We start from the raw sequence: 12,232 nt of genomic DNA on the forward strand, positions 1-12,232 counted from the left end.
CAGCAGTAATTTATGAAAATGCTGTAGAACAGATAAGCAGGCACAGGAGTGTGAAAGTATAATAAGCCGTGAAAAGAAGCGAGCGATCGCGAAAATGAGCGTGTCCGCAGAGCGAGCACAGATGTATTTCTTTGCTCCTGTAAAATATAGAGAAAATACGCCGGAATCAGCGGGATCCGTAATCTGCTCACTTGTCTGTGAATCTGATTGCACAGGTTTAAAAGCCTCAGCGTAGCTGGAAGTAATAAGCAGTGTGTGTGGATTGGTGTGTTATGAAAATAACAAAAATGAGTAACTGTTGCTTTTGTAATGGAATAAAAAACGACAAGACACTATGCGATTTTATGGCTGTAAATGCATGTGTTTCAAGAGTTTATATAAGAAACACGAAATTCCATGAAATGTGAATAAATTAACACATAATTTTGAAAAATATACTCAAAATATAACCATGCTATATTGACAAAATTTAAAATAAATGATAATATGTGACCATAACAAAACGAGAATGACTAAAATTTTTATGAAGTTAAGAATAAAAAGGTAAGCACGAAAGGAGTATCTTAAAATGGCTGAGATCAAAAAAATGGGTTACTGTGTAAACGGTGAGTGGAAAGAGTCAAAGGCAGAGAAATACATGGATGTTACAGATTCCAGTACAGGTGAGGTGATCGCGCAGGTTCCCTGCTGTACACCGGATGAGGTAGAAGAGGCGATCGCTTCCGCACAGGCTGCATTCCCGGAATGGTCCTCACTTTCTCTTGCAAAGAGACAGCAGTATATGTTCAGATGGAGAGATGTTCTTTATGCTCATAAGGAAGAGCTTTCCGTACTTTGTGCAAAAGAGCTCGGAAAGAACATCAAAGAGGCAAGAGGAGATGTTCAGAAAGCAATTGAGCCTACAGAAGAGGCATGTGCACTTCCGACAATGATCCAGGGTGATGCTGCAATGCAGGTAACTACAGGATATGATACAGCTACATATCGCAAACCACTTGGAGTAACTGCTGGTATTGTTCCGATGAACTTCCCGGCAATGATCCCATGGGGCTGGATGGTTCCGCTTTCCATTGCATGTGGAAATACAGTAGTACTGAAAGCAAGCTCTCAGACACCACTTACAGCTATGAGGATCATGGAGCTTTTCTACACAGAGGGCGGATTCCCGAAGGGTGTTGTAAACCTTGTGACCTGCAGCCGTGTAGAGGCTGATATCCTTCTTACAGATGAGAGAGTAAAGGCTGTTACATTCGTAGGAACAACAGGTGTTGGCAAACAGGTATATTCCAAAGCCGCAGCTCATGGCAAACGAGTTCAGGCACAGTGTGAGGCAAAGAACCATGCACTTGTACTTGAGGACTGCAACCTTGAGGCTACTGTTAATGCGATCATCAACTCCACATACGGATGCGCAGGTATGAGATGTATGGCTCTTCCGGTTGTATGCGTACAGGAGAGTATCGCAGACGAATTTGTTTCACTTCTTAAGAAAAAAGCAGAGGCTATGAAGCTTGGCTGTGCATATGATGAAGATACTGATCTCGGACCGGTTGTAAATGCAGGCCACAAGGAGAAGATCTGCAACTGGATCCAGAAGGGTATCGATGAGGGTGCAGAGCTTGTACTTGACGGACGTAATGCAGTAGTTCCGGGATATGAGAACGGATTCTTCGTAGGACCGACAATTCTTGATCATGTAACACCTGAGATGACAGTTGGAAACCGTGAGATCTTCGGACCGGTAACCTGTATCAAACGAGTAAAGGATTACGAGGAAGGCATCGCAGTCATGAATGCTAATCCATTTGCAAACGGTTCCTGTATCTTTACACAGAGCGGATATTACAGCCGTAAATTCGCTATGGAGACAGATGGCGGTATGGTAGGAATCAATGTAGGTATCCCGGTTCCGACAGCATACTTCCCATTCTCCGGAAACAAGGATTCCTTCTTTGGTGATCTGCACGTTCTCGGAAAAGACGGCTATCGTTTCTTCACAAGAGCAAAAACAGTTACAACACACTGGTTCGATGAAGCTGCCGGAAAGAGAAAGGTCGGCACATGGGAAGGAAGTACTGAGGCTTAAGCAAGCTTCATAAATAAATTTATGACACTGTAAGGCAGATCGGGTAAGATCTGCCTTTCAGATAAAATCCTCTAATGAAATGAGCATATTCAAAAACGGTGCATCTGCTGGATTTCCGGCAGATGCACCGTTTTTTAGGGCAAATATCCGATTTAATCGATCGTCATAACACGGATGCCGTGCTCCTGGCAGAAGCTGTCGTATTCTTCAGGAAGTGACTGGTCGGTTACGATGGCGTCAAGTTTTTCCATTGAAGAATAGGTCATAAGTGAGATCCGGCCGAATTTGGAATGGTCTGCAAGAAGGATCATACTGTTGGCATTCTCTGCAATGGCTTTTTTGGTGATGTATTCCTCGGCGCTGGCATTGGTAAGTCCGCTCTTCATGGTTACACCTGTGCAGGCCATAAAAGCCATGGAAATGTTATAAGTCTGCAGATAATCATTGATATCCGGTCCTGTGAAGGACAGGGTTTTGCGGTTCAGTTTTCCGGGAACGGAAATGATATCCAGGTTCGGATAGGATGCTGCCTTGTTGAAGATAAGCAGGCTGTTGGTCAGGATCGTACAGTGCTTATCTGCAATAAAATCAACCAGGTTCAGGCAGGTTGTACCTGTATCGATATAGATGGTATCGTCTTCTGCCACAAGCTCTGCGGCACGGCGGCAGATTTCTTTCTTTTCTTCAGGAAAACGTCCGCCACGCTCTTCGTAAGACAGAAGGGGAAGAGTCTGTGGAGTTTCGAGTGCTGCGACACCGCCATATACTTTCATGATACTGCCACGTTTCAGAAGGATATCGACATCTCTTCTGATGGTGTTTTTGGATACGTTGAATTTCTCACATAATGTATCGAGAGAAGCGTTCTTATGCTCCAGCACATATTCTTCGATCATGTCCAGTCGCTGTGATTTCATAGAGATCTACCTTCTTTCTGTTGGTTAAGTCTTGGTTATATTTTATCATAAAAGAAAGTAGAGATAAAGTGCTTTTATGAGAACATACCAAAAATTATTTTCTCCCAAAAATATCTTGACGGAATTCTTATTTGAATGTAATATGAAAACGGTTTTCAAATTCAAATCTGCCATGTAAGGTGCAGTTGATAGAAGAGAGTAGGAATATAATGGAAGAAAAAATGAAATACAGTACCAGGCAGCAGAAAATAATTCTGGAATGCCTGCAGGAATATGGAGATACATTTTATACCATAGATCAATTTATGGAGCTCCTTCATGGAAAAGAGATCCAGATTGGAAGGACAACGGTATACAGAGGACTGGAACGGCTGCAGAAAGAGGGAGCAGTGCTGAAGGTTCCGTCTGTGGAGGGAGCGCCTGCCCAGTATCGTTTTATACGTGACGAGGAACGGAAGAATTACGGTAAGCTTGTGTGTCTTGAATGTGGGCATACGATTCCTCTGCAGTGTGGATGTATCGATCATTTTGTAGGACATGTGCTGGATGAACACGGATTTGAGATCGATCAGAGCCGGACGATCTTTTATGGATATTGTGACAGCTGCAGGAGGCTTAAAAAATGAATGTTAACAGAGGGAAGATGACAGCGGCAGCAGTTCTGGCGGTGACGCTTTTTATTGTGGGCGGTGTGACCAGATATGGCTTGCACAGGGCCGGAACGGTGGGACAGCCATTTATGGAGGATGGCCGACTGAAGGTGATGGCCAGCTTTTATCCCATGTATGATTTTGCCCGGAAGGTAGGGGGCGACAGGATTCAGGTAAAGGATATGGTTCCGGCGGGAACGGAGCCTCATGACTGGGAGCCGGCGGCAACGGATATCCGGAATCTTGAGGATGCAGATGTGTTTGTCTATAATGGCGCAGACCTGGAGCACTGGGCGGAGGATGTACTGGATACTTTGGAGAATCAGGACCTGGTTGTGTCTGAGGCATCGGATGGTGTGGAGCTTCTGGATGGAGGACATGACCATGCTCATGGTGATGAAGGAAAAGATCCTCATGTCTGGCTTGATCCCATGCGTGCAAAGCAGGAAATGAAAAATATCAGGGATGCTTTGGTAAAGGCTGATCCTGAGAACGGCAATTATTATGAAGCAAATTATGAGAAATATGCCGGTGAATTTGATGAGCTGGATCAGGAATTCAGAGATGGTCTGAAAGGTACGAAGAGCCGGGATATCATAGTGGCTCATGAGGCTTTTGGATATCTGTGCAATGCATATGATCTGAAGCAGCTGGCTATCGAAGGGCTGACACCGGATTCAGAGCCTGATCCTGCCAAGATGCAGGAAGTGATCGAGTATGCGAAAAAATACGACATCCATACCATATTTTTTGAAGAGCTGGCAAGTCCCAAGGTTGCTAAGACAGTGGCGAAGGAAGTGGATGCGGTGACTGCTGTGCTGAATCCGATCGAGGGATTAAGTGAGGAGGATATAGAGGCCGGAGAGGATTATTTTTCTGTGATGAGGAAGAATCTGGAGGCGCTCAGGAAGGCATTGAACTGAAGGTGCAGGACAGAAGCTGTAACAAAAAAAGGAGAAATTATGGGAATTTTGATAGAGAATCTTTCGTTTCACTATACAGGGACACCTGTGCTGGATCAGGTGAACCTGGAGGTGAAGGATGGCGATTATGCCATCCTTACCGGTGAAAACGGAAGTGGAAAAAGTACATTTCTGAAGCTTCTTCTGGGTGAACTGAAGGCTCAGGAGGGAAGTATTACCGTAAATGGAAAAGATATTTCTGCCACATTCGGAAAGGGAGATCTGGGATATGTTCCACAGAACAGTATCAGCAGAAACCAGAATTTTCCGGCGACTGTGGAAGAGATCATGATGACAGGCGTGTATTCCTCTTCCTGGAAGGCACGTTTTCGGGCAAAAAAAGAGATCCCGCGCTTGAAAGCCGCACTTGCGGAGATGGAAATGGAAGAGTTCTGGAAAAGAAGGATCGGAGATCTTTCCGGCGGACAGCAGCAGAGGGTTATGCTGGCACGTGCACTGGCAGGAAAACCGAAGATCCTGATCCTGGATGAGCCTACTACAGGAATGGATATGGCTTCTGTGAAAACACTTGCAGAAGTTCTGAAGAAGCGGAATGAGGAACAGGGGCTGACGATCCTTATGGTTACTCATGGAAATTCCGGTGAGTTTAAAGGAGCAAACCGGTTTTTTAAAGCGGAAGAGGGGAGGATCGACGAAGTATGAGTATTTTACAGTATGGATTTATGCAGAGGGCTTTTCTGGTGGGAATCCTTCTGGCTGTGATCACGCCCTGCATCGGGATCACCATTGTTCTGAAACGGATGTCCATGATCGGAGATGCGCTTTCCCATTCTTCACTGGCCGGTGTTGTGCTGGGACTGATACTTGGAGTGAATCCGGTAGCCGGTGCAGTAGTGATGTGCATCGTAGCTGCTCTTGGAATTGAGGCTATCCGAAAAAAAATCCCGCGTTATTCGGAGGTAGCGATCTCCATTGTCATGTCTGCCGGGATCGGACTGGCCGGTGTGCTGTCCGGCTTTGTGGAAAACGGTGCCAGTCTGAACAGCTTTTTGTTTGGAAGTATTGTGTCCATCAGTGAAGGAGAGCTGGCGCTGGTGGTTGTGATCAGTGTGCTGGTACTGGCAGCAGTGCTGTTTTTTTACAGGGAACTGTTTTATATCGGATTTGATGAAAATGCGGCAAGGATATCCGGTGTTTCCGTGCGGAATATTAATTTTCTTTTTACTATTCTGACGGCTCTGACAGTTTCCATTGCGTCCCGTACAGTAGGAACCCTGATCGTTTCCTCCATGCTGGTAGTTCCGGTGGCGTGTGGCATGCAGATGGCAAAAAGCTATAAGGGTACACTGATCTGTGCCATTATCGTGGCGGTATGTACCACCATTGCCGGACTGTTTCTTTCCTATTACGCCGGACTGAAACCAGGCGGAATGATCGTTCTTCTTGAGGTTGCGTGGTTTGTAGTTGTGATGACAGTGAAAAGTTTTAACAAATAAAACACATTTTTCCCACAAAGTAAACACAATTAACCCATATACTTTGAAGCATCAAAAGGAAACAGAGAAGAAATTTTTTCCAGGGAGGACTTAACCATGAACAATAATAGAAAATTAAAAATAAAGAAAATGATGAAAAAGGGTGCAACCATCAGCCTGTGTGCAGTACTTGCCGGCGGCATTGGAGTTGGTGCATATGAAGGTATAAATTATTTCTCCGATGCACAGTCCGTACAGGCGGCAACCGACAGCTCCGAGAATCTGACTCTTATGAAGTCTGATAAAAAATCAAATAAAGACAGCGAAGATACAGAGGCTACAAAATCCTCCGATACAAAGGGCAGTCTGGATGTATCAGATGTTGCTGAGGAGGCAATGCCTTCTGTAGTTGCCATCACAACCAAGTCCGTTCAGGAGGTTCAGGATTATTACAGCATGTTTGGTTCCCAGTATGCGCCGAGCCAGGAGCAGGAAGTTGAAGGAAGCGGTTCCGGTATTATCATCGGAAAAACAGATTCTGAGCTGCTGATCGCCACAAACTATCATGTTGTGGATGGTGCCGATACCTTGTCAGTTGCCTTTGCAGATGGTAAAGCTTATGAGGCTACGGTAAAGGGCTTTGATGAAAACGAGGATCTTGCAGTTGTTTCTGTTGCAACGAAGGATGTTTCTGATGATACAATGGATGCAATTGCTGTTGCAAAGATCGGAAGCTCTGATGATCTGAAGATCGGTGAGCAGGTTGTTGCCATTGGTAATGCACTTGGCTATGGCCAGTCTGTTACTACCGGTATTGTCAGTGCAAAGAACCGTAAGACAGATGCATCAGGCCAGATCGAGTCTGGTGATTCTACAGATAACAGCAGCAGTATCAACAAGGGCGTGAACCTGATCCAGACAGATGCGGCTATCAATCCTGGTAACAGTGGCGGTGCGCTTCTGAATATGGATGGTGAGGTTGTTGGTATTAACTCTTCCAAGCTTGCTTCTACTGAGGTTGAAGGTATGGGTTATGCCATTGCAATTTCTGATGTTGCGGATTCTCTTGAGAACATGATGAATGCCAAGGCAAGAGATAAAGTGGATAATCATGGTATTCTTGGTATCACAGGCAGTACGGTAAGTACTGAGGCTGTACAGATTTATGGTATCCCACAGGGAGTATTTGTTTCGAAAGTAACCGAGGGCGGCCCTGCCGATGATGCAGGTATTACCAAGAATATGGTCATTACAGAGTTTGATGGTAAAACGATCACCAGTATCGATCAGCTGGTTGAGCTGCTTCAGTATTATGAGCCGAAGGAAAAAATCGATGTGACGGTTGCAGTTCTGGATGGCAATGAGTATAAGACGAAGACACTTACTGTAAAACTTGGTAAGGATGACAGTTCCAACAAGGATAGCAAGGACAGCTCTGAGGATAGCCAGGATTCCCAGGATGCAGATATCCAGGGAGGACAGGATGACTCCGATCAGGGGAATGCAGATGCATTTGCTGATGATGGAGAAGCCAGCTTGTTCAGAGATTTTGAGCAGAATGGTTTGCATGACTGATCATACAGGGTCTTTTTCATCCCTGTCGTTCGAAAAGAACACCCCGGGCAAGTGGGATATTGCCTGGGGTGTTCTTTTTTTATACAGAGAACCGTTTGATCAATGTGGTGGATACTTCGATTTTTACGGAGTGGGGGACGGGGGTTTTGATCTCCCGGATCAGCTGGGCGGCGGCTGTCTGTCCCATGAATTTTCGGGGGACGTCGATGGTGGTGAGGGCGGGGTCTATGACGCGGCCTTCGGAGATGTTGTCGAAGCCTGCGATGGTGATATCTTCGGGAATCTTGTAGCCGCGGAGTTTCAGGGCCTTGATGGCGCCGATGGCGATGAGGTCGTTGTCTGCGAAGTATGCGCCGGCAAGAGGGGTTCCGCTGTCTATGATCTCCAGCATGTCAGAGAAGGCTCCTTCGATGGATGGGGAGAGTTCGTGAATGATGGATTTGGCAGTGGACATTCCGTGTTCGCGTACTGCCCGGTGAAAACCGTGTGTCCGTTCGCGGAAGTTAGTGATCCTGTAAGAAGAGCAGAGGTGTCCAGGCTGGCGGCCACAGCGGTCGATGAGGTAGCTGGTGGCAAGGTAGGCTCCCTGTGCGTTGTTGATGAGTACGCAGCTGCAGTCGGCAGAGTCAAAGTAAGAGTCCAGAAGAATGACAGGGACGGAGAGCTGGAGGAATTCATGACATACGGAAGCAGAGACTTCGGTTCCCAGAAGGATGACACCTGCACACTGGGAAATGCGGAGTTCTTCGATATATTTCTGGAGATCATCGATTTTTTCATAAAGCTGGAAGGTTTTCAGATGGTATCCGTTTTTTCGGCATTCCTGTTCGATGCCGTCGGTAAGTTCTGAAAAAATAGGTGTGTAATTTAAGATCGCGTTGTGTGCCCGGCAGATGATGCAGTAGATATCTCCGGACGCATTTTTTTTCATGGAAAGTCGGCTGAAGTCATAGCCGGCTTTTTCTGCTTCCCGGATGACCATGGCTCTGGTTTCTGTGCTGACGCCAGGTTTTCCGTTCAGTGCCATGGAGACAGCTGTGGCTGAGAGGTTCAGTCTGGCGGCCAGTTCTTTTGCTGTGATTCCCATAATATAGTTCTCCTTTATCCACGGTAGTGTGTCCTTGAAATTGTTTCAATTATAATCTTTTTCACCTGTATTTACAATAATAAAGTGGAAAATAAAGTATAAATAACTTTATTATGTGTATAAATAAAGTGGATTTCAAGATATCATGCAGATAACAAAAGAGAACAGAGCAAATGGATCATATAAGAATAAACGCAAACCAGTAAACCTGGATTCACGAAAGGAGTTCAAAAATGGACAAGATCAAAATTGGTTACGCACCAACCAGAAGAAGTATTTTCAGCGCACCGGATGCAGTAAAATATCGCGGACTTACTGCTAAGAGACTTGAGGAGCTTGGCGTTGATTTCGTAGATATCACAGACATTAATGATGAGGGTCTTCTTTACAATGATGAGGGTCTTGAGAAGATCATCGCCAAATTTAAAAAAGAGAAGGTTGACGGACTTTTCCTTCCACACTGCAACTTCGGTACAGAGTATGAGTGTGCAAGACTTGCAAAAGCGCTTGATGTTCCGGTCCTTCTGTGGGGACCTCTGGATGAGAGACCTGAGCCGGACGGAACAAGACTTCGTGATACACAGTGCGGACTTTTTGCAACAGGTAAAGTTTTAAGAAGATTCCGTGTTCCATTTACATACATGACAAACTGCAGACTGAATGACCCGGTATTCGAAAGAGGGATCAAAGATTTCCTTGCTGTCTGTAATGTAGTAAAAACATTTAAAAATATCCGTATCCTTCAGATTTCTACAAGACCGTTCGATTTCTGGACAACCATGTGCAACGAGGGCGAGCTCCTTGAGAAATTCAATATTCAGCTTGCACCGATCCCGATGCCGGAGCTTACTGATGAAGTAAAGAAAGCAAAAGCAGAGCAGACAGAGGTTCAGGAGGTTATGCAGTATTGCCGCGACAACATGGAGATCTGCGTCAAAGAGAATGAACTTGAGAATGTAGCTGCTCTTAAGGTTGCCATGAAGCATCTGGCAGAGAAATACGGCTGCAAAGCAATTGCGATCCAGTGCTGGAATCAGCTTCAGAGCGAGCTTGGAATCATGCCATGTGCAGCAAACTCCCTGTTAAATGACGAGGGTATCCCGACTGTATGTGAGACAGATATCCACGGTGCGATCACAGCTCTTATGGTAGAGGCAGCAGGTATGGGTGAAACAAGAAGCTTCTTCGCTGACTGGACCATCCGCCATCCTGATGTAGAAAACGGCGAGCTTCTTCAGCATTGCGGACCATGGCCGATCTCCATTGCAAAAGAGACACCGAAGCTTACTTACCCGCTGGCATTCGAGCATCCAGGAAGCATTACAGCGGAGGCAAAACACGGCGACGTTTCCCTGGTCCGCTTTGACGGAGACAACGGAGAGTATTCTCTTCTTCTTGGAAACGCAAAAGGTATCGACGGACCGAAAGGTATGGGAACTTACCTCTGGGTTGAGGTTGAGAATATCAAACGTCTTGAGGCTAAACTGGTTGAAGGACCATACATCCATCATTGTGTCGGTATCCACAAGAACGTTGTTCCGGTACTTTACGAGGCATGCAAATATATCGGCGTAACACCGGATCTGTATGACCCGATCGAGGAAGATGTAAAAGCTTATCTTCGCGGAGAATGATATAGATAAAAAACAGCAGCATATTTTTCCGGACTGGGAAAATCCCCGATATAAAGGAAAAATATGCGTAAAGCTGTGAGACATATAAACTGAAAAAAGAAAGGACAGGAATCAGCATGGATTTTAGAGAATTAAGCAAACTTGCGTATGATCTCAGAAAAGACACCGTAGATATGATCGTTGCCGGTAAAGGCGGACATATCGGTGGTGATATGAGTGTTATGGAGACTCTGGTCACACTGTATTTTGATCAGATGAATATTTCCCCGGAGAATATGAATGATCCGGACAGAGATCTTTTTGTTATGAGTAAAGGGCATTCCGTAGAAGCTTACTATGCAGTACTTGCAAAGAAAGGATTCCTTGATATCAAAGAAGTAAACGAGAAATTCAGTAAATTCGGAACACAGTATATCGGACATCCAAACAACAAGCTTCCGGGAATCGAGATGAACTCCGGTTCTCTGGGACATGGACTTCCGGTTTGCGTAGGTATGGCACTTGCAGGAAAAATGAACAAGAAAGACTACCGTGTATACACAGTAATGGGTGATGGTGAGCTTGCAGAGGGTTCTGTATGGGAAGCAGCTATGGCAGGACATCAGTATAAACTGGATAACCTCTGCGCGATCGTTGACCGCAACAGACTCCAGATCTCCGGAAATACAGAGGACGTTATGGGACATGACGATCTTCATGAGAGATTCAGGAGTTTTGGATGGCATGTGATCGATGCTGCTGACGGAAACAGCATTGAGCAGCTTCATGCAGCATTTGAGGAAGCGAAACAGACAAAGGGCCAGCCCACAGTTCTGATCGCAAACACTGTTAAAGGTAAAGGCTCCGCAGTTATGGAAGACAAAGCATCCTGGCATCATCATGTACCGAGTCAGGAAGAGTATGAGCAGATCATGAAGGATTTTGAAGAGAGAAAGGAGCAGCTGTAATTATGAATAAGATCCCAAACCGTAAAGCAATTTGTGACGTACTTTTAAAAGAAGCGGAAACAGATAAAGATATCGTTGTTCTCTGCAGTGACTCCAGAGGATCTGCATCTTTAGCACCTTTTGCAGAGGCGTATCCGGAGCAGTTCGTTGAGATGGGAATCGCTGAGCAGGACCTTGTCAGCGTGTCCGCCGGTCTTGCACACTGCGGCAAAAAAGCTTTTGCAGCTTCTCCTGCATGCTTCCTTTCCACAAGAAGCTATGAGCAGTGCAAGATCGATGTTGCATACTCCAACACAAATGTAAAACTGATCGGAATCAGTGGTGGAATCAGCTATGGTGCCCTTGGAATGAGCCATCATTCCGCACAGGATATCGCAGCTATGTCCGCAATCCCGAACATGAGAGTTTACCTTCCAAGTGACCGTTTCCAGACTGCAAAGCTGATCGAGGCGCTTCTGAAGGATGAGAAACCGGCATATATCCGTGTAGGAAGAAATCCGGTTGAGGATATCTATACAGAGGACAACTGCCCGTTCGAAATGGATAAGGCAACTGTTCTTGCAGAAGGAACAGACGCAGCGATCATCGCATGTGGCGAAATGGTACGCCCGGCTTACGAGGCTGCCAAACTTCTTGAGAAAGACGGCATCCACGCAACAGTTCTTGATATGTATTGTGTAAAACCTCTGGATAAAGAAGCAATCGTAAAAGCTGCATCCAATGCAAAGGTTGTTGTAACTGCTGAGGAGCATGCGCCGTTTGGCGGACTTGGTTCTATGGTAAGTCAGGTTGTTGGTGCTGAGTGCCCACGCAAAGTCCTGAATATCGCACTTCCGGATGCTCCGGTTGTAAGCGGAACCTCCCAGGAAGTATTTGACTACTACGGAATGAACGCAGAAGGAATCGCAAAAACTGTAAAAGACGCGCTGAAATAAGGT

General features: G+C 45.7%; 11 protein-coding genes. 9 read left to right on the top strand and 2 right to left on the bottom strand.

Going from position 1 to position 12,232, the window contains the following annotated elements:
• Positions 1 to 568: 568 nt before the first annotated feature.
• A complete protein-coding gene (locus tag EYS05_RS07440) occupies positions 569 to 2,086 on the top strand; it encodes a CoA-acylating methylmalonate-semialdehyde dehydrogenase (RefSeq protein WP_118515772.1) in 1,518 nt (505 codons plus the stop codon).
• A gap of 152 nt (positions 2,087 to 2,238) precedes the next feature.
• On the opposite strand, the gene EYS05_RS07445 is transcribed toward EYS05_RS07440, so the two are convergent.
• Positions 2,239 to 3,003 (bottom strand): DeoR/GlpR family DNA-binding transcription regulator, encoded by a 765-nt coding sequence (locus EYS05_RS07445; protein WP_118515774.1) that lies wholly within the window; start codon positions 3,001 to 3,003, stop codon positions 2,239 to 2,241.
• A gap of 209 nt (positions 3,004 to 3,212) precedes the next feature.
• Between EYS05_RS07445 and EYS05_RS07450 the strand changes: the two genes are divergently transcribed.
• The 5 genes from EYS05_RS07450 to EYS05_RS07470 all read left to right on the top strand — a co-directional run bounded on the left by EYS05_RS07450 (position 3,213) and on the right by EYS05_RS07470 (position 7,626).
• A complete protein-coding gene (locus EYS05_RS07450) occupies positions 3,213 to 3,629 on the top strand; it encodes a Fur family transcriptional regulator (protein ID WP_138276917.1) in 417 nt (138 codons plus the stop codon).
• Positions 3,630 to 3,646: 17 nt separating this feature from the next.
• The gene (locus EYS05_RS07455) at positions 3,647 to 4,576 is read left to right on the top strand and encodes a metal ABC transporter substrate-binding protein (RefSeq protein ID WP_442858071.1); all 930 of its coding nucleotides are present in this window, start codon (positions 3,647 to 3,649) and stop codon (positions 4,574 to 4,576) included.
• 39 nt (positions 4,577 to 4,615) lie between these two features.
• Complete coding sequence (locus tag EYS05_RS07460) at positions 4,616 to 5,278, top strand: metal ABC transporter ATP-binding protein (RefSeq protein ID WP_110103058.1); 663 nt, start codon at positions 4,616 to 4,618, stop codon at positions 5,276 to 5,278.
• A complete protein-coding gene (locus EYS05_RS07465; RefSeq protein WP_015526431.1) occupies positions 5,275 to 6,072 on the top strand; it encodes a metal ABC transporter permease in 798 nt (265 codons plus the stop codon). The genes EYS05_RS07460 and EYS05_RS07465 overlap by 4 nt, the downstream gene beginning before the upstream one ends.
• Positions 6,073 to 6,168: 96 nt before the next feature.
• Positions 6,169 to 7,626 carry a S1C family serine protease gene (locus tag EYS05_RS07470; RefSeq protein WP_138276919.1) on the top strand — a complete coding sequence of 486 codons (1,458 nt, stop codon included), beginning with the start codon at positions 6,169 to 6,171 and terminating at the stop codon, positions 7,624 to 7,626.
• A 79-nt stretch (positions 7,627 to 7,705) separates the two neighbouring features.
• Here EYS05_RS07470 and EYS05_RS07475 read toward each other — a convergent pair whose 3' ends face one another.
• Positions 7,706 to 8,713 carry a LacI family DNA-binding transcriptional regulator gene (locus EYS05_RS07475; protein ID WP_118515780.1) on the bottom strand — a complete coding sequence of 336 codons (1,008 nt, stop codon included), beginning with the start codon at positions 8,711 to 8,713 and terminating at the stop codon, positions 7,706 to 7,708.
• Positions 8,714 to 8,946: 233 nt separating this feature from the next.
• On the opposite strand from EYS05_RS07475, the gene EYS05_RS07480 reads away from it, so the two are divergent.
• The 3 genes from EYS05_RS07480 (at position 8,947) to EYS05_RS07490 (ending at position 12,229) form a co-directional block, all read left to right on the top strand.
• Positions 8,947 to 10,347 (top strand): L-fucose/L-arabinose isomerase family protein, encoded by a 1,401-nt coding sequence (locus EYS05_RS07480; protein WP_118515782.1) that lies wholly within the window; start codon positions 8,947 to 8,949, stop codon positions 10,345 to 10,347.
• Positions 10,348 to 10,463: 116 nt separating this feature from the next.
• Complete coding sequence (locus EYS05_RS07485) at positions 10,464 to 11,294, top strand: transketolase (protein WP_138276920.1); 831 nt, start codon at positions 10,464 to 10,466, stop codon at positions 11,292 to 11,294.
• Positions 11,295 to 11,296: 2 nt separating this feature from the next.
• On the top strand, positions 11,297 to 12,229 hold the full coding sequence (locus EYS05_RS07490; protein WP_118515786.1) for a transketolase family protein: 933 nt from the start codon (positions 11,297 to 11,299) through the stop codon (positions 12,227 to 12,229).
• The last annotated feature ends 3 nt before the right edge of the window (positions 12,230 to 12,232 follow it).

This window comes from Blautia sp. SC05B48 (assembly GCF_005848555.1).
In the GTDB taxonomy this organism is placed as follows: domain Bacteria; phylum Bacillota; class Clostridia; order Lachnospirales; family Lachnospiraceae; genus Blautia_A.